At 65.8% G+C, this 15,009-nt stretch carries 19 protein-coding genes, 3 tRNA genes and 1 pseudogene; 14 read left to right on the forward strand and 9 right to left on the reverse strand.

The window, feature by feature from the left end:
• Nucleotides 1-363: 363 nt before the first annotated feature.
• The 3 genes from NKF06_RS15725 to NKF06_RS15735 form a co-directional block, all read right to left on the reverse strand.
• Nucleotides 364-437, reverse strand: a tRNA-Phe gene (locus NKF06_RS15725).
• A 61-nt stretch (nucleotides 438-498) separates the two neighbouring features.
• Entirely contained in the window at nucleotides 499-1,167 is a 669-nt protein-coding gene (locus NKF06_RS15730; protein WP_253245937.1) for a hypothetical protein, read from the reverse strand.
• Between the two features lie 44 nt (nucleotides 1,168-1,211).
• A complete protein-coding gene (locus NKF06_RS15735; RefSeq protein WP_253245938.1) occupies nucleotides 1,212-1,610 on the reverse strand; it encodes a VanZ family protein in 399 nt (132 codons plus the stop codon).
• A gap of 104 nt (nucleotides 1,611-1,714) precedes the next feature.
• Here NKF06_RS15735 and NKF06_RS15740 point away from each other — a divergent pair, with 104 nt between their 5' ends.
• Nucleotides 1,715-1,918, forward strand: a complete 204-nt coding sequence (locus NKF06_RS15740; RefSeq protein ID WP_253245939.1) for a hypothetical protein — start codon at nucleotides 1,715-1,717, stop codon at nucleotides 1,916-1,918.
• Between the two features lie 60 nt (nucleotides 1,919-1,978).
• On the opposite strand, the gene NKF06_RS15745 is transcribed toward NKF06_RS15740, so the two are convergent.
• A tRNA-Val gene (locus NKF06_RS15745) sits at nucleotides 1,979-2,052 on the reverse strand.
• A 93-nt stretch (nucleotides 2,053-2,145) separates the two neighbouring features.
• Between NKF06_RS15745 and NKF06_RS15750 the strand changes: the two genes are divergently transcribed.
• The 5 genes from NKF06_RS15750 to NKF06_RS15770 all read left to right on the forward strand — a co-directional run bounded on the left by NKF06_RS15750 (nucleotide 2,146) and on the right by NKF06_RS15770 (nucleotide 6,732).
• Nucleotides 2,146-2,643 (forward strand): DUF192 domain-containing protein, encoded by a 498-nt coding sequence (locus tag NKF06_RS15750; protein WP_253245940.1) that lies wholly within the window; start codon nucleotides 2,146-2,148, stop codon nucleotides 2,641-2,643.
• Between the two features lie 40 nt (nucleotides 2,644-2,683).
• Nucleotides 2,684-2,953, forward strand: a complete 270-nt coding sequence (locus NKF06_RS15755; RefSeq protein ID WP_058568645.1) for a hypothetical protein — start codon at nucleotides 2,684-2,686, stop codon at nucleotides 2,951-2,953.
• A 128-nt stretch (nucleotides 2,954-3,081) separates the two neighbouring features.
• On the forward strand, nucleotides 3,082-3,966 hold the full coding sequence (locus tag NKF06_RS15760) for a NosD domain-containing protein (protein ID WP_253245941.1): 885 nt from the start codon (nucleotides 3,082-3,084) through the stop codon (nucleotides 3,964-3,966).
• Nucleotides 3,967-4,028: 62 nt separating this feature from the next.
• Complete coding sequence (locus NKF06_RS15765) at nucleotides 4,029-5,966, forward strand: ABC transporter ATP-binding protein (protein ID WP_253245942.1); 1,938 nt, start codon at nucleotides 4,029-4,031, stop codon at nucleotides 5,964-5,966.
• Nucleotides 5,967-6,009: 43 nt separating this feature from the next.
• Nucleotides 6,010-6,732 carry a creatininase family protein gene (locus NKF06_RS15770; RefSeq protein WP_253245943.1) on the forward strand — a complete coding sequence of 241 codons (723 nt, stop codon included), beginning with the start codon at nucleotides 6,010-6,012 and terminating at the stop codon, nucleotides 6,730-6,732.
• A gap of 35 nt (nucleotides 6,733-6,767) precedes the next feature.
• Here NKF06_RS15770 and NKF06_RS15775 read toward each other — a convergent pair whose 3' ends face one another.
• The 3 genes from NKF06_RS15775 to NKF06_RS15785 all read right to left on the reverse strand — a co-directional run bounded on the left by NKF06_RS15775 (nucleotide 6,768) and on the right by NKF06_RS15785 (nucleotide 8,108).
• Nucleotides 6,768-7,211 (reverse strand): DUF5790 family protein, encoded by a 444-nt coding sequence (locus NKF06_RS15775; protein WP_253245944.1) that lies wholly within the window; start codon nucleotides 7,209-7,211, stop codon nucleotides 6,768-6,770.
• Nucleotides 7,212-7,299: 88 nt separating this feature from the next.
• On the reverse strand, nucleotides 7,300-7,770 hold the full coding sequence (locus NKF06_RS15780; RefSeq protein ID WP_253245945.1) for an NUDIX domain-containing protein: 471 nt from the start codon (nucleotides 7,768-7,770) through the stop codon (nucleotides 7,300-7,302).
• Nucleotides 7,767-8,108, reverse strand: coding sequence for a dihydroneopterin aldolase family protein (locus NKF06_RS15785; RefSeq protein ID WP_004973327.1), 342 nt, complete (start codon nucleotides 8,106-8,108; stop codon nucleotides 7,767-7,769). Before NKF06_RS15785 ends, NKF06_RS15780 begins: the two co-directional genes overlap by 4 nt.
• Before the next feature lie 101 nt (nucleotides 8,109-8,209).
• On the opposite strand from NKF06_RS15785, the gene azf reads away from it, so the two are divergent.
• A complete protein-coding gene (gene azf / locus NKF06_RS15790; protein WP_058826613.1) occupies nucleotides 8,210-8,998 on the forward strand; it encodes an NAD-dependent glucose-6-phosphate dehydrogenase in 789 nt (262 codons plus the stop codon).
• A gap of 136 nt (nucleotides 8,999-9,134) precedes the next feature.
• Complete coding sequence (locus NKF06_RS15795; RefSeq protein ID WP_058826889.1) at nucleotides 9,135-9,344, forward strand: hypothetical protein; 210 nt, start codon at nucleotides 9,135-9,137, stop codon at nucleotides 9,342-9,344.
• Between the two features lie 158 nt (nucleotides 9,345-9,502).
• On the opposite strand, the gene NKF06_RS15800 is transcribed toward NKF06_RS15795, so the two are convergent.
• Nucleotides 9,503-10,114: a DUF309 domain-containing protein gene (locus NKF06_RS15800; protein WP_253245946.1), complete on the reverse strand. Its 612-nt coding sequence runs from the start codon at nucleotides 10,112-10,114 to the stop codon at nucleotides 9,503-9,505.
• A 144-nt stretch (nucleotides 10,115-10,258) separates the two neighbouring features.
• Between NKF06_RS15800 and NKF06_RS15805 the strand changes: the two genes are divergently transcribed.
• Together NKF06_RS15805 and NKF06_RS15810 are read left to right on the forward strand one after the other, a co-directional pair.
• On the forward strand, nucleotides 10,259-10,483 hold the full coding sequence (locus tag NKF06_RS15805) for a hypothetical protein (RefSeq protein WP_253245947.1): 225 nt from the start codon (nucleotides 10,259-10,261) through the stop codon (nucleotides 10,481-10,483).
• Nucleotides 10,484-10,661: 178 nt separating this feature from the next.
• On the forward strand, nucleotides 10,662-11,345 hold the full coding sequence (locus tag NKF06_RS15810) for a rhamnogalacturonan acetylesterase (protein WP_253245948.1): 684 nt from the start codon (nucleotides 10,662-10,664) through the stop codon (nucleotides 11,343-11,345).
• Nucleotides 11,346-11,576: 231 nt separating this feature from the next.
• Here NKF06_RS15810 and NKF06_RS15815 read toward each other — a convergent pair.
• Nucleotides 11,577-11,649 (reverse strand) — tRNA-Arg (locus NKF06_RS15815).
• Nucleotides 11,650-11,882: 233 nt separating this feature from the next.
• On the opposite strand from NKF06_RS15815, the gene NKF06_RS15820 reads away from it, so the two are divergent.
• The 4 genes and pseudogenes from NKF06_RS15820 to NKF06_RS15835 all read left to right on the forward strand — a co-directional run.
• Nucleotides 11,883-12,383: a hypothetical protein gene (locus NKF06_RS15820; RefSeq protein ID WP_253245949.1), complete on the forward strand. Its 501-nt coding sequence runs from the start codon at nucleotides 11,883-11,885 to the stop codon at nucleotides 12,381-12,383.
• 187 nt (nucleotides 12,384-12,570) lie between these two features.
• Nucleotides 12,571-14,043 (forward strand): single-stranded DNA binding protein, encoded by a 1,473-nt coding sequence (locus NKF06_RS15825; RefSeq protein ID WP_253245950.1) that lies wholly within the window; start codon nucleotides 12,571-12,573, stop codon nucleotides 14,041-14,043.
• Nucleotides 14,044-14,283: 240 nt separating this feature from the next.
• Entirely contained in the window at nucleotides 14,284-14,715 is a 432-nt protein-coding gene (locus NKF06_RS15830) for a histone (RefSeq protein WP_058826608.1), read from the forward strand.
• A pseudogene (locus NKF06_RS15835) lies at nucleotides 14,715-15,009 on the forward strand (histone deacetylase); the annotation flags it as partial. The gene NKF06_RS15830 and the pseudogene NKF06_RS15835, both read left to right, overlap by 1 nt.

Consider the following 15,009-nt stretch of genomic DNA (forward strand, 5'->3'; position numbering starts at 1 on the left):
TGAAACCGTAGCCGCCAGTGTCGTTGAAGAAGTCGACCTTACCTTTCGCCATTGCCTTTGAATCCAGCGACCTCACGCGGATAAGTCTTCTGAAGCACGCCTCGGGTTCCTGCGGTGCGATGAATTCGGCTCTCCGGGACTGAGTCGCTTGGATTCCGCGTCGTTCGTATTGCGTCGTTGAGAATTCGGTCGTCGTTTTTCGGAGGTGATTCTCGGTCCCGACGTTCTATTTCGGCCCCCACCTCCCGGGTTTGAACCTCACTCGCAAATCGAAGATTTGCTCGCTGGTTCAGAATCCGGTCGGGTCGCATTTTCACTGCTCACGACTCGGTCGCTACGCTCCCTCGATAGTTCGCAGGAAAATGCCGCCTCCCGGATTTGAACCGGGGACAGCTCGATCTTCAGTCGAGTGCTCTCCCAGTCTGAGCTAAGGCGGCTCGCACTCTTCCGAAGCCGGACCGCATCAAAAAGACTTTCGAATCGCCCGTCGGCGCTGGGTCAGCGGTGCCGGCCGCCCGTCGCGCTCGCCCGCGCCCGCTCCGCCCGCGACCGAATCCCCTTGAGCATCTTCCGTTCCATGGCGAACTGGACCGGCTCGACGACCATCCGATTCACCGCGCGCCTGCGGAGCGTCTCCGACCGGCCGCGGTATCTGATGATTAACCGCGTCGCGCCGGGTGCAACCTCGTGCAACGCGAACGTCCACACCGCCGGGCTCTCGCCGGTCTCCCAGCCCGGCGCACTCAACACGAGAGTCCGCTCGGGTTCGACCAAGGCGACGCGGAACGACGGCGCGCCCGAGCCCGGCGGGCCGAGTCGTATCTCGTCGCCAACGTCGAGCCGCTGGTGCTGTGGTAGGATTTGATCCGCGTTGTGAATCTGTAACCCGAACAGATTCTCTAGTCGCTCGTAGCTGTAGAAGCCGCCGCGGTCCTGTCCCAACTGGACGACCCACGGCCAGACCGCCCGCGCGGGGGCCGCAATCGTAATCGCCCGCGTCGAGGTAACGTCCGCGTCGCCGACGAAGTCGTCGCCGGGGAGCCAGCCCGTCGCCTCGTCGTCGGTGGTCCCCCAGCGCCTGTGCCACGGTCGAACCGCGAGGAGGTACGTCCCGACGACGCCGATTCCCGCGAGACCGAGTGCCCGGATGAGTCGTCTCGTGCCCATTGCCTTCACCGTTCGTTCGCCCTTCGTGAGGGGGTGAGATAACCCTACCTCCGGGGCTCCGCGACCCACGCGACTGCGACCCAGAGCGCCCCGCCCACGACCGCACCGAGAAGGTTCGCCCCCACATCGGCGACGCCGAACGACCGGTACGGCAGCACCGCCTGCACGAGTTCGATTCCCGTCCCGAACGCGGCGACGACGACGACGGCTCTAACGACTTCTTTGCGTCCCCTGGCGCGCACCGCGGCCCCGACGGTGAATCCGAGGCCGGCGTACCCGACCGCGTGGACCCACTTGTCGAGGCCGACGAGGCCGAGCGGACCCATCGGTGTGAGGCTCCCCGGCGGCGTCGGCACGACCGACGCCACGAGGACAACGAACGCGTACCCGACCGCGATAGCCGCCCGCCGAGGGTTCTCGCGGAGTCGCGTGACGGGGTTCACTACTCGGTGGTGGGTGCGTCTCGGGCTAAAAGGGTTCGCGTCCTCGTGGCTCGGCGGCGACCACACGGAACTAAATAGCAGGTGGAAGACATGTTTTGACGACCGTGTCACTACTCCCCCGCTGGTTCACGTCGAAGTCCTTCGCGGCACAGCTCGTCATCCTCGCGTTAGTTTTCGACCCGCTCGGGTTCGTCGGTGGCTACCTCCTCGGCCCGTCGCTGGGTGTCGAACCGATCGTCGGCGGCGCGTTCGGTCTCGTCGCCGCCAGCGTCCCGATGTCGCTGTTCGTGATGCAACGGAGCGTGTGAGTCGGGCGGATTCGAACCGGACCGAGACTCGCTACGCCCGTCGTGTTGTGTCGTCAGAAGTGGGCTCGGGCGGATTCGAACCACCGACCTCAGCCTTGTAAAGGCCGCGTCATAACCAACTAGACCACGAGCCCTGCATCTCAATCGAACCGGTTCGCGCTCATAACGGTTTTCGTTTCGACCGGTCCCCGGAACCCTTAGACCCGCGGCGACCGTCACGTCCGGCAATGACCTCTCGCGCGCGAACCGCGCTGCTCGTCGTCGCCGTCGTCGTCGCGGTCGCGAGCGTCGCGTACCTCTCCAACCCCGCGGTCGTCCCCGGCTCGACCGACGACTACGAACGGACCACGCTCACCGTCGTCGACGACGAGACCGGCGAGACGCTGGCGACGGTCAACGCCCGCGTCGCCGACACCCGTGCCAAGCGCTTCACCGGCCTGAGCGATACCGAATCGCTCGCCGAAAACGAGGGGATGTGGTTCGTCCACGACTCGCCGGGCACCTACGCCTACGTGATGCGCGACATGGACTTCCCGCTGGACATCGTCTTCGTCGCCGAAAACGGCACCATCACGCGCATCCACCACGCCGAACTCGACCCCGAGGGAACGAGCGAGTCCGACCTCACCCGCTACCGCGGAACCGGGAAGTACGTCCTCGAACTCCCGTACGGGTACACGAACGAGACCGGTATCGACGCGGGAGACCGGGTCGAAATCGAGTAGAAGCGAAACGCCCGAGGGGCCGGCGACCGTTGACCCCACTATGACAGCACACGTCGCGGCGCTCTCCGAACTCGAAGGCTGGCGCGCCGAGGAGTTCGCGGCGCGCGTCCACTATCGCGGGGCGGACGACGCCTACAGTATCGAGTACTACGAGCCGTCGGACTGCGTCCTCTACTGGAAGGTGAAAGGCGACGGCGAAGTCGCGGTTCCCGTCGGCCGCGACACGGTCCCGGACCCGCTTCGCGAGCGGGTCCGACAGGACCTCGTCGAGGCCGGCATCGACCCCGACGTCGAAGACCGAGTCGTCTGAGCGTCGGGGACGCGCCCGACTCAGCCCCGCCAGTCGGAGTTACAGTACGTCACAGATTCTGATATGTAGATGGTACGTAACTCACAATATCTGTATTTGTGCCGACGTGTTGTAGTTGAGGAGGTGTCATGTCGACTCGACTCACGAGGAGAGAGACGCTTCGCGGACTGGGCCTCGCCGCGCTTCCGGCGCTCACGCCGGGCGTGTTGCAACTGAGAACCGACGAGGAGGTGCTTTCAGGATGCGCGAGCGTCACCGAACCGGGGAACTACGTCCTCGACGGCAACCTCGACTGTCTGGAGGTCCTCGCCGACGACGTCCGCATCGACGGTCGGGGGTACGCAGTCGTCGGCGAGACGACGATTTCGGGCAGTCGGGTCTCGATAGCCGACATCGTGCTGACGAAGGGCGGCCGAATTACTGATTCGAGCCGGGTGTCGATAGCGGACTCGCGCGTCGTCGGCCATCCGGACGATTGGAGGCCACAGTTCGTTGTCGCGGACTCCTCGCGCTGTGCGGTGACGAACACGAGTTTCTTCACGCCGAGCGTCGAGGGTGTGATTCTCGACCGGGTTGAACGAACCCGGTTCGAGTCGTGTACGCTCATCAGTCCCGTCGTGCTCACGCTCGCGGACTCGCACCGAAACGAGTTCGTCGACTGCGAGTTCAGAACCGACACCATCCAGGTCTTGCTGTACGGGAGTACCCAAAACAGCTTCCAACGGAACCTCGTCGACGGAGAGGGTCCCGGGTTCAACCTCCGCGACAGCCACCGAAACCGCTTCGTCGAGAACGAGGTCGATATCATTATCGCCGGGTTTGAACTCGTCGGAAGCGACCGTAACGCGATTCACAGGAACGTCGTGACAACCGGCCTCTTGGCCCACGGCGTCACCTTGGAGGACTCTCACCGCAATCGACTCATCCAGAACGACCTCTGCGGCGTCAGCCAACAGCCGGTCGTCGAATCCGGCGGTTCGACCGGGAACACGGTCCGGAACGCCCGGTGTTAATCTACCGGCTGCCCCCTCCCCCACCCGAGTACTTTACTGCGAGCGCCCCCTGAACCGTTGTCGTGCCCCCCGATACCGAAGACGACCCGTTCGAGGACCAACGAGCGCGGGTCGATAACCCGATGCGGCGGCTGTTCGCCGAGTACGGCCGCGAGAACACCTTCGAGTTCGCGGTCGGCGTCCTCGCGAGCGTCGCCGCCCGCGTGCTCGACCTCATGCCGCCGGTCATCCTCGGCCTCGCCATCGACGCCATCATCCGGCAGGACAAGTCGTTCGCGGCCGGCTTCCCCGTCCTCCCCGAGGCGTGGATAGCGCCGTACGTCCCCGCGACCAGAGACGGGCAGTTCTTCTTCGCCGTCGGCATCATCGTGTTCAGTTTCACCGCCGGCGCGCTGTTTCACTGGCTCCGAAACTGGGGCTGGAACGCCTACGCCCAGCAGATTCAACACGACGTCCGGACCGACACCTACGACCGGATGCAACTGCTCAACATGGACTTCTTCGCCGACAAGCAGACCGGCGAGATGATGTCCATCCTCTCGAACGACGTGAACCGCCTCGAACGGTTCCTCAACGACGGGATGAACTCGTTTTTCCGCCTCTCCGTGATGGTCGTCGCCATCGCGGTGGTCCTCATGTCGTACAACTGGCAGCTCGCGCTCGTCGCCCTGTTGCCGGTCCCGCTCATCGCGCTGTTCACGTGGAAGTTCGTCGATATCATCCAGCCGAAGTACGCCGACGTGCGGTCGTCGGTCGGCAAACTCAACTCCCGACTGGAGAACAACCTCGGCGGCATCCAGGTCATCAAGACGTTCAACGCCGAACCTCACGAATCGGACCGCGTCGACGGCGTCTCGATGGACTACTTCGACGCCAACTGGGACGCCATCAACACCCGCATCAAGTTCTTCCCAGCGCTCCGCATCCTCGCGGGCATCGGCTTCACGCTCACCTTCGTCGTCGGCGGCCTGTGGGTCATCAACGGGCAGGGGCCCGGCCCCTTCACCGGTGACCTCGCGGTCGGCGAGTTCGTCACGTTCATCCTACTCACCCAGCAGTTCGTCTGGCCGCTCGCCCAGTTCGGGCAGATCATCAACATGTACCAGCGCGCCCACGCCTCCAGCGCCCGCATCTTCGGCCTGATGGACGAGCCCGCACGGTTGGCCGAACAGCCCGACGCGCCCGACCTTGCCGTCTCCGAGGGCCGCGTCGAGTACGACGACGTGACCTTCGGCTACGGCGACGGCGAGACCATCGTCGAGGACATCTCCTTCGAGGTCGACGGCGGCGAGACGCTCGCGCTCGTCGGGCCTACGGGCGCGGGGAAATCGACGATTCTCAAGCTCCTGATGCGCATGTACGACCCCGACGAAGGGAGCGTCAGCATTGACGGCCAAGACGTGCGCGACGTGACCATCTCCAGCCTCCGCGAGTCCATCGCCTACGTCAGCCAGGAGACGTTCCTGTTCTACGGGACCGTCCGAGACAACATCACCTACGGGACATTCGACGCCGACAACGAGGCGGTCGTCGCGGCCGCCAAGGCCGCCGAGGCCCACGAGTTCATCTCGAACCTCCCCGACGGCTACGACACCAAGGTCGGCGAGCGCGGCGTGAAGCTCTCGGGCGGCCAGCGCCAGCGCGTCTCCATCGCCCGCGCCATCCTGAAAGACCCGGACATCCTCGTCCTCGACGAGGCGACTTCGGACGTGGACACCGAGACGGAGATGCTCATCCAGCGCTCGCTGGACGAACTCACGGCCGACCGGACGACGTTCAGCATCGCCCACCGCCTGTCGACCATCAAGGACGCAGAACAGATTCTCGTCCTCGAAGACGGCCGCATCGTCGAGCGCGGCACCCACGACAACCTCCTCGCGGAAGACGGCCTCTACGCCCACCTCTGGGGGGTTCAGGCCGGCGAAATCGACCAACTCCCCGACGAGTTCGTCGAGCGCGCCGCCCGCCGGCAGGCCGAGGTCGACGCCGGCGACGACTGAGGCTTCGCGTACCACTAAGGAGGGGGGCGACACTTCTTTCGGCATGCGACTCTCCGAAGCCACTTGGACCGAGGTCGCTGACCTCGACGCCGACCTTGCGCTCCTTCCAGTCGGAAGCACGGAACAGCACGGCCCGCACGCGCCGCTCGGAACCGACGCGCTCAACGCCGAATCGGTCGCCGAGGCCGGTGCCGACGCGTTCGACGGCGAGGTCGTCGTCGGCCCGACGATCCCGGTCGGCGTCGCCGAGGAACACCGCGCCTTCGACGGCACGCTCTGGGTCTCGCCGGACACCTTCCGCGCGTACGTCCGCGAGACCGTCGAATCGCTCGCCCACCACGGCTTCGACCGCGTCGTCGTCGTCAACGGCCACGGCGGTAACATCGACGCGCTCGCGGAGCTCTGCCGGCGCGTCTCGCGGACGGGCGACGTCTACGCGGTCGCGTTCACGTGGTTCGACGCCGTCGGCGACCACTCCTCGGACATGGGCCACGGCGGCCCGTTAGAAACAGCGCTCCTCCGCCACACACACCCCGAACTGGTCCGCGAGGACCGAATCGACGAGGCCCGCGATGGGGGGTCCGACCGCTGGGGCGAGTGGGTCTCGGGTGTCAACCTCGCCCACGACTCCGACGAGTTCACCGACAACGGCGTCGTCGGCGACCCCGCCGAGGGTGACGCCGAACGCGGCGCGGAACTGGAATCGCTCGCGGCCGACTCGCTCGCGTCGCTCCTCGACGCGGTCGAGCGCCGGCAACTCGACTGAACGGTCCGCGGATCGGCGGTCAGGCGGTCTGCAGGTTACTCCTCTTCGTCTTCGTCTTCGTCGTCGTCCGCGCCGGCCGCTTCTGCCGCCTCCGCGGCGTCGGTGAGCGCGCCGCGGAGTTGCGGCATCGTGTTGGTGAGTTCCCCGACGAGTTCGTGGGCCTCCTCGACCATCTCGATAAGCTCTTGGAGCTCCTCGATTGCCGCTTCGAGGTCCTCGGGGTCGTCGAACGCCTCGGCGCGCTGGCCGATGACGTACCACTTCTTGGCCTGTCGGACGTGCTCGGCCGCGCCCTCGACGTCGAGCGAGGAGCGGAGTCCGTTGAGGACGCCGAGGACGTTGTCGGCCTCCGCGTCCCACACGTCGTCCGGGTCGGGCAGCGCCGACCGAGCCTCGTCGAGGTGTTCCTCGACGTCGGCGCGCATCTCCGCCGCCGCCTCTCCGAACAGGTCGTCGTCGCCGAGCGTGCTTTGACTCATGCTCACACGTTCGGCGCGCGGGGGTTTAAAAACGACCCCGAAAGTGAAAGTGAAATCGAACGACTCCGCGGTCGTCGCGGGCGGATTCTCAGTCCACGTTGCCGAGGTAGACCGCGTCGTGTCCGTCGCCCATCTCGTTGGGGTCGCCGTCCCGAAGTTGGTCGCCGAGCGGGCCGGGGAAGAACCGCACATCGTCGAGTTCGTCGAGCGGGAGCCAGCGCACGCCCGCCTGAACGGAATCCCGCGCTGTCGGTTCGTCCGGCTCGTCGCTCACCCGCTCGCACCAGAAGAAGTGGTCCACTTGATGGTCGTCGTCGCCGCTGCTTTCGTAGTGTGTCGATGGCACGAACTCCCTGACGTACGCGAGCGACCCGACGGTGACCTCGTATCCGGTCTCCTCGTACACCTCCCGGCGGACCGTCTCCGTGAGCAACTCACCGCGCTGCTGGCCGCCGCCGGGCGCGACGTACCAGTCCTCGCCGTCGGTGCGGTACCGAATCGTCAGGAGTTCGCCGTCGCGAACGACGAGGCCGCGGGCGGCGCTTCGCGGCCGAGTCATTCGACCGACACGAGCTTCATCAGCGGGTAGCCGTCTTCCATCTCCATGCGCGTCCTGACGCGCACGCCCTCGTAGTCGATTTCCATCTCGACTTCCATGAACCGCCCCGTGAGTTCCGTGTAGTCGGCGGTCGACTCGGCGAGTTCGGCGTCCAGCGCGTCGTCGAGGATGCGCACGGAGACCGACTCGCAGTACGGTTGGTTCTCGATGGCCTCGGCCATGGCCCGTTCGAGGCTCCGGGCGCTGTCGGGCGAGACCGGCGTGCCGGCGAACTGGTGGTAGAGCGTCCCGAACTTGATGCCCGCCTCGAAGCAGGCCGTCTGCGGGTCTGTGACCATACCCGGAACTCCGTCGCCCTCGGGTAAAGTTCGGCGGTTTGAGGGGTCGCGCGAGCGCGAACCGGTCCTTACTTAGCCTCTCTTGTTAGAACTTACACCGAATGGACCAGCCGGTTTTGCTGACGGGGGCTGGCGGGCGCGTCGGCCAGGCGATACTAGGGCACATCGGCGACGCCTACGACTGGCGGCTGCTGGACCGCGAGCCACTCTCCGACGAGAAGATACCCGACTCGGTCGACCCCACGGACGTGTACGTCGCCGACGTCACCGACGAGACCGCCGTGCGAAACGCCATGGACGGCGTCGAGGCCGTCATCCACCTCGCGGGCGACCCGCGTCCAGAAGCGCCGTGGGACAGCGTCCTGCGGAACAACATCGACGGCACCCAACAGATGTTCGACGCCGCCGTCGATGCGGGCGTTGAGAAGTTCGCGTTCGCCTCCTCGAACCACGCTGTCGGCGCGTACGAGACGATGGATCGGACCCCGGACATGTACCGTCCGCACCACGAGTTCCGACTCGACGGGACGGAACTGCCGCGCCCGAGTAACCTCTACGGCGTGAGCAAGGCCGCCGGCGAGACGCTCGGCCGGTACTACCACGACCACCACGACATCTCGGTCGTGAACGTCCGCATCGGTAACCTCACCCAGCACCACCCGCCGAAGGAGTACGAGCGCGGGCAGGCTATGTGGCTGTCGTACCGCGACTGCGCGCACCTCTTCGAATGCTGTATCGAAGCCGACTACGACTACGAAATCGTCTACGGTATCTCCGACAACGACCGCAAGTACTACTCTATCGACCGGGCTCGCGCGGTACTCGGCTACGACCCGCAGGACAACTCCGCCGAGTTCACCTTCGAGGGCGAACCGCTGGACGAGGCCTGATTGCGGCGTCGGCACCTCGATTTTCGGCCCCGTTGAACGCCGATTTTCAGATGGGAGTCGTGTGAAACAGCCGGTCAGGAGGCGTACGAACGTGACGGGAGAATACTTATACAAATTCGACAAGAACGAGTACGATATGTCCGCGCCTGGTTCTAGTGCGGAGGGTTCGGGCTTTTCGCTCCGCAACGTGGTGTTACTCGTCCTCACCCTGTTCATGTTTCACCTCGGGAGAGGATGGGCGCGGGGACTCGTCGAAGGGAACTATCTGATTGGTATCGTCGGCTTGCTCCTTGCCCTCGCCCCGATAGTCTGGCTACTCTCCGTCATCAAAGAGGCATATTTCTGAACCTCCCATTGGGTGAGTCCGCTGTTAGCGTCCCGTTGTTTATCCCCGCACGCTCGCGCCGAGAAATCCCATGGCAACCGATTCGCCTCCGTCCTGTATCGACCGCACAGAGTCAAATTGTCGCCTGTTGAGGAGTTCAAAGCGCCCACCATCGTTTCTCACTCGAACAGGTCGCTCACGTCGTCTTCGCGCCGTCGCCGCCGGCGGACGTGCTCGCTCAATCGCTGAAACACCAGCCCGCGCTGTGCCTCGTTTCGCACGAAGTCGAACACCATCGCCGTGAACTGCGTCTGCGCCCCGTCGGCGACCTCCTCGCGGGCGTACTTGACCGCGTCGGCGACGACTGACTCGTCGTAGCCGTTCAGTTCTTCCGCGAGCGTCTCGGCCGCGACGACGACCGCATCGAAATCGAGGTCGTCGTACGTGACGACCCGCCCGTCGAGTCGGAGCGCGAGCGGGTCGTCGGCGATGGCGGGGTCGGCTTCGAGTCGTGAGAGGAACGCCCGCACCTCGGCGAGGTCGACGCCGCGGTAGTCGTCGGCAAGGCCGTCGAGGTACTCTCGGGCGCTCCGGGCGAGACCGACCGCGCCCGAGTCGTTGCCGTCGCGGGCGTGGTGGACCGCCGCGGTGAACTGGATGAGGCCGTGAAGGAACCGCTCGTCGTCGCCCCCGCGTTCGAGCGCGAGCCACTTCGCCTCCCACGCGCCGTGGGCCGCCCGATACGCGCCCGCGTTGTAGATGGCGACGCCTGCGCGAAGCGAATCGTCCATGCGAACCGTTCGCCGTCCACGAGTAAAGATTCCGCGAAGACCGGGCTCTCCCGCCGTAGGCCTTGCATACTTATGCCGCTCGGGGACTTATGTGGTATGATAGCATATGAATGCCCTCGAAACCCTCGTCCGAGGTGTCGTACGATGACCCAGTCCCCGGTTTGTATCCGCTGCGGTGAGCAGTACCTGTTCACGCGGGCGTACAAAGGCAACTACTGTCGGGACTGCCACGGGTCGTGGGCCGCGAAGCCCCGGTCCGAGGAGGCACCTCGTCCCCGCCCACAGCGGTCGCGCACGACCGCGTCGGTCCGCCGCCGTGAGGACGACGGCGGGTCGCGCGACCTCGAACCGCCCTACGACGAGGCGTAAGCTCGCTTTTCCCGGTCTGTGACTGCCGAGAGCGCTCGGGAGTCCGCGTTCGCTTTCGTCAACCGCTACGTTCGTACCCGATGGGTAGGCTCCCGTTAGCGACGGTTAGGATGCTCGTTCGCCCCGTGGATTGACCCGACCGGTGGCTCTATACGCCGCCCGGACGAGCGCTACCGAAATGTCGTCCGAGTCGATTACCGTCCACCTCGTCGGGGACTCCACCATGGCCGATAAGGAGGCGAACGAGCGCCCCGAAACCGGGTGGGGAATGCCCTTCGCCGACTGTTTCGACGACGCCGTCACGGTGGCGAACCACGCCCAAAACGGGCGTAGCACCCGAACGTTTCTGGAGGAGGGACGCTGGCGTCCCGTCGTCCGCCAGTTGACCGAGACCGACTACGTGTTCGTCCAGTTCGGCCACAACGACGAGGTGCCGTCGAAAGAACAGCACACGACCAAGAAGGGGTTCGTCGACAATCTCGGGAAATTCGTTGGTGAGACGCGCGAGCAGGGGGCGACGCCCGTGTTGCTCACGTCCATCGCGCGCCGTCACTTCGACGACGACGGCGTCCCGAAAGACACCCACCGCGAGTACGCCGACCTGACCAGAGCCGTCGCGCGCGACCGCGACGTTCTGTTTATCGACATGGACGAGCGAACGCGGTCACTCTTAGCGGAACTCGGCCCCGAAGCGTCGACGGCGCTCTACAACCATCTGGAGCCGGGCGAACACCCGAACTATCTCGATGGAATCGCCGACGACACGCATTTCAGCGAGCACGGGGCGCGCCGCATGGCCGACTTAGTGCTCGATGGGGTCGAAGAACTGGACCTCGGACTGGCCGCTCACGTCGAGTCCTGACGAGCGCTGAACCCGTTTGCGGCGAAGTCGCTCGCCGTTCAGGTTCCGTAGAGAATGTGAACCGCCCCGAGAGAACAGAAGGCTCTCGAAGGCCGGTTCCAGAGAGAAACGTCCTGACGGAGATTTGAACTCACTCGCTCCCTCCTGTCGCTCCCTGTTCAAGTCTCCGAGACGGAGTTTCAGCGAGGAACAGACTCCTCGCTTCGCTCGTCGTGTAGTTCCAGAGAGAAACGTCCTGACGGAGATTTGAACTCCGGTCCCTGGCTCCGCAAGCCAGGAGGATAGTCCACTACCCTATCAGGACTGTCTTGCTGCATTCTTCGGTACTCGACGGTTACTTAAGACGGTTACGATGTGAACTCCCAGTGAACCGCGGGACCACGGCACGAGGCGGGCGTCGAACTCCGGGCACGCGCATCGACCACCTAGTGCGAACGACGGTTGTCTCTCACGCCGTCTCCGGCGCGTTTCCGTCCGCCGCGGCGACCGTGCGTACCGCACGCAAGGACTTTTTCGCCGGCGACCCTATCCCCGTGCGTGAATCGACGCGCGTTTCTCCTCGGAACCGCCGGGCTGTGCGCCTCGCTCGCGGGGTGCGCGAGCGGCGACAACGCGGCGGAGCAGCCGACCGCGAGCACCGAGACCGAGACCGCGTCGGCGACGCCGATAGAGACACCTCGCCGTCCGCGACTCGTCGGTCGGTCACTCACGCCCGTCCGCGCCGACGCCTGTCCGGCCGATGGGGCGCTCGCGACTGAGACCGAGACCGGGTTCTCGGTCGTCGGCTGTGTCTCGGGAGCGACCGAGTGTACCATCGCCCGACTCGCGCGGGCCGACTACGACGCGGAGTCGGATACGGCCACGCTCGTCGTTGAGGCCGTCGAGCGGACCGACGTGAAGAACTGCACCGAATCGCCGGTCGTTCGCGGCTACGAGGCGACGCTCCGGTTCGAAAGCGGCCTCCCCGGCCGGGCGGTCGTCGTCCACAACGATGCCGACGGTCGTCGCGAGGTCGCCCGCATCGATACGGACGCCTGACGGTCCGAAGGTTCAAATCTGAGGCCGCGGCCACCCCCGCTATGTCGCTCGATTCGCGCGGTCGGTTCGGCGGTCCAATCCGGAGGAAAACAACGCTTAAGCGCCGCCCTTCCCTGTTCGTCCATAGTATGAGTACGACGTTTGGTCTGCCGCGACGCGCGCGCTTCGTTCCGGGAGGTGACGCCTGATGGGCGTCATTCGGGAGGTCTACGACGACCTCGACACCGATGTCGAGTTCGAGAAGTTCGAGGCGGCGGTCAACGACAAGGTCGAACAGATGGGCGGCCTCGCCGACGAGGAGACGGCGGCGATGCTCATCGCCCACGAGCTGCGCGACGAGGAGGTACACGGCATCGCCGACATCGAACCCGGCATGGAGGACGTGAAGTTCCTCGCCAAGGTCGTCAGCATCGGCGAAGTTCGGACGTTCGAACGCGACGGCGAGGACGAAGACGGGCGGGTCGTCAACATCGAGGTCGCCGACGAGACCGGCCGCATCCGCGTCTCGCTGTGGGACGAGATGGCCGCCGGCGCGAAGGAGAATCTCGAAGTCGGGACCGTCCTCCGCATCGGCGGTCGCCCGAAAGACGGCTACAACGGCGTCGAAGTCAGCGCGAGCAAGGTCGAAGAGGACCTCGACGCCGAGGTCGACGTGCAGGTGCTCGACACCTACCGCGTCGAAGACCTCGCGCTCGGCCTCTCGGACGTGAACCTCGAAGGCAAGATTCTCGACACCGGAACCGTCCGGACGTTCGACCGCGACGACGGCACCGAGGGCCGCGTCTCGAACCTCTCGGTCGGCGACCCGACCGGTCGCATCCGCGTCACGCTCTGGGACGAGCGGGCGGACCTCGCCGAGGAGCTCGAAACCGGCCAGTCGGTCGAGGTCGTCGACGGCTACGTCCGCGAGCGCGACGGCTCGCTCGAACTCCACGTCGGCTCTCGCGGCGCGGTCGAAGTCATCGACGAGGACATCGAGTACGTCCCCGAGACGACCGATATCGGGTCGCTCGAACTCGGCCAGACGGTGGACATCGCCGGCGGCGTCATCGAGGCAGACGGCAAGCGCACCTTCGACCGCGACGACGGCTCCGAGGGGCAGGTCCGCAACATCCGCGTCAAGGACGGCACCGGCGACATCCGGGTCGCCCTCTGGGGCGAGAAAGCCGACGCCGACGTCGACCTCGCGGACTACGTCGTCATCACCGACGTGGAGATAAAAGACGGCTGGCAGGAGGACCTCGAAGCCTCCGCGGGCTGGCGGTCGTCCGTTACGGTAATGGACGAGGCTCCCGAGGGTGCTGCCGGAACCGACGCCGGCGATTCGGCACCCAGTCCGCCGAGCGACCAAGGCCTCGGCGCGTTCTCCGGTGACGGTTCGTCCGGCGGTTCGTCCGAGTCGTCCGACGGCACGTCCGCCGCGAACGGCGGGTCCTCGTCGGACGCGACCGCGACGGAATCCGCCGGCGAGTCGGTCGAGTTCACCGGGACGGTCGTGCAGGCCGGGACGCCGGTCATCCTCGATGACGGCACGCAGACCAAGACCGTCGATACCGACGCCGACCTCGGCCTCGGCGACGAGGTGACGGTCTCCGGCACGGAGACCGACGGCCGCATCAGCGCCGAGACGGTCGAGGTCCACACCGGCGCACAGCGGTAACGACGACGACGAAACGACAGCGCGGCAAAGCGCCGAAGCGCCGAAGCGCCGAAGCGACGAAGCGACGGTCAGTCGCCCATCGCCCCGTCGTCGTCGGGCTATCGAACCCGACTCATCGTTCGTCCGGTTTTTCCGGGCTCTCAGAGCGAAATCCAACCGATCGGGAGCGCTGCGTGCGATAAAATACAGAAGGGGCCGCGACGGAAAGGATTATACGCCGCACGGACCCGATATGTGGGTATGAGTGTCGAGCTACCGTTCGCCCCGGTAGACGCGATTATCCGGCAGAACGCAGGTGAGTTGCGAGTGAGCGCCGGCGCCGCCGAGGCGCTCGCCCGCCGGATTCAGGACCACGGCGCCGAACTCGCGATAGACGCCGCCGATCGGGCGACGGCGGACGGTCGCAAGACGTTGATGGCCGAGGACTTCGGCGTCCAGCAGGTCGTCGACCGCGACGAACTCCTCCTCCCGATCGCCCCCATCGACCGCATCGCCCGCCTCCGAATCGACGACCGCTACCGCGTCGCGATGGACGCTCGAATCGCCCTGGCCGATATCCTCGAGGACTACGCCGTCAACGTGGCGGGCGCCGCCGTCAAACTCGCCCACCACGCCGACCGGCGGACGGTCCAATCCGAGGACATCGAGACCTACTTCTCCCTCTTCGAATAATGCAATTCGGCTACAGCGAAACGTGTCTCGACCACGACACCGGGCCGCGACACCCCGAGACGGCCGACCGACTCCGCGCGATACGACGCGGGCTGGCGAAGCGTCACGGCGTCGAGTACGTCGACGCTCCCCCAGCCGAGAAATCGACCGTCGCGGCCGTCCACGACGACGGCTACGTCGACGAGTTCCACGACTTCTGTCGCGACGGCGGCGGCAACTGGGACCCCGACACGGTCGCCGTCGAGGCGTCGTGGGACGCCGCGCTCACCTCCGCCGGCCTCGCGGAGTGGGCCG

This window comes from Haloferax sp. AB510 (assembly GCF_024136985.1).
Classification (GTDB): domain Archaea; phylum Halobacteriota; class Halobacteria; order Halobacteriales; family Haloferacaceae; genus Haloferax.

Coding starts and splice junctions, on each gene's coding strand:
- NKF06_RS15730 (WP_253245937.1), bottom strand. CDS start 1,167: ATGGGCACGAGACGACTCATCCGGGCACTCGGTCTCGCGGGAATCGGC.
- NKF06_RS15750 (WP_253245940.1), top strand. CDS start 2,146: ATGACCTCTCGCGCGCGAACCGCGCTGCTCGTCGTCGCCGTCGTCGTC.
- NKF06_RS15755 (WP_058568645.1), top strand. CDS start 2,684: ATGACAGCACACGTCGCGGCGCTCTCCGAACTCGAAGGCTGGCGCGCC.
- NKF06_RS15760 (WP_253245941.1), top strand. CDS start 3,082: ATGTCGACTCGACTCACGAGGAGAGAGACGCTTCGCGGACTGGGCCTC.
- NKF06_RS15770 (WP_253245943.1), top strand. CDS start 6,010: ATGCGACTCTCCGAAGCCACTTGGACCGAGGTCGCTGACCTCGACGCC.
- NKF06_RS15775 (WP_253245944.1), bottom strand. CDS start 7,211: ATGAGTCAAAGCACGCTCGGCGACGACGACCTGTTCGGAGAGGCGGCG.
- NKF06_RS15780 (WP_253245945.1), bottom strand. CDS start 7,770: ATGACTCGGCCGCGAAGCGCCGCCCGCGGCCTCGTCGTTCGCGACGGC.
- NKF06_RS15785 (WP_004973327.1), bottom strand. CDS start 8,108: ATGGTCACAGACCCGCAGACGGCCTGCTTCGAGGCGGGCATCAAGTTC.
- azf (WP_058826613.1), top strand. CDS start 8,210: ATGGACCAGCCGGTTTTGCTGACGGGGGCTGGCGGGCGCGTCGGCCAG.
- NKF06_RS15795 (WP_058826889.1), top strand. CDS start 9,135: ATGTCCGCGCCTGGTTCTAGTGCGGAGGGTTCGGGCTTTTCGCTCCGC.
- NKF06_RS15800 (WP_253245946.1), bottom strand. CDS start 10,114: ATGGACGATTCGCTTCGCGCAGGCGTCGCCATCTACAACGCGGGCGCG.
- NKF06_RS15805 (WP_253245947.1), top strand. CDS start 10,259: ATGACCCAGTCCCCGGTTTGTATCCGCTGCGGTGAGCAGTACCTGTTC.
- NKF06_RS15810 (WP_253245948.1), top strand. CDS start 10,662: ATGTCGTCCGAGTCGATTACCGTCCACCTCGTCGGGGACTCCACCATG.
- NKF06_RS15825 (WP_253245950.1), top strand. CDS start 12,571: ATGGGCGTCATTCGGGAGGTCTACGACGACCTCGACACCGATGTCGAG.
- NKF06_RS15830 (WP_058826608.1), top strand. CDS start 14,284: ATGAGTGTCGAGCTACCGTTCGCCCCGGTAGACGCGATTATCCGGCAG.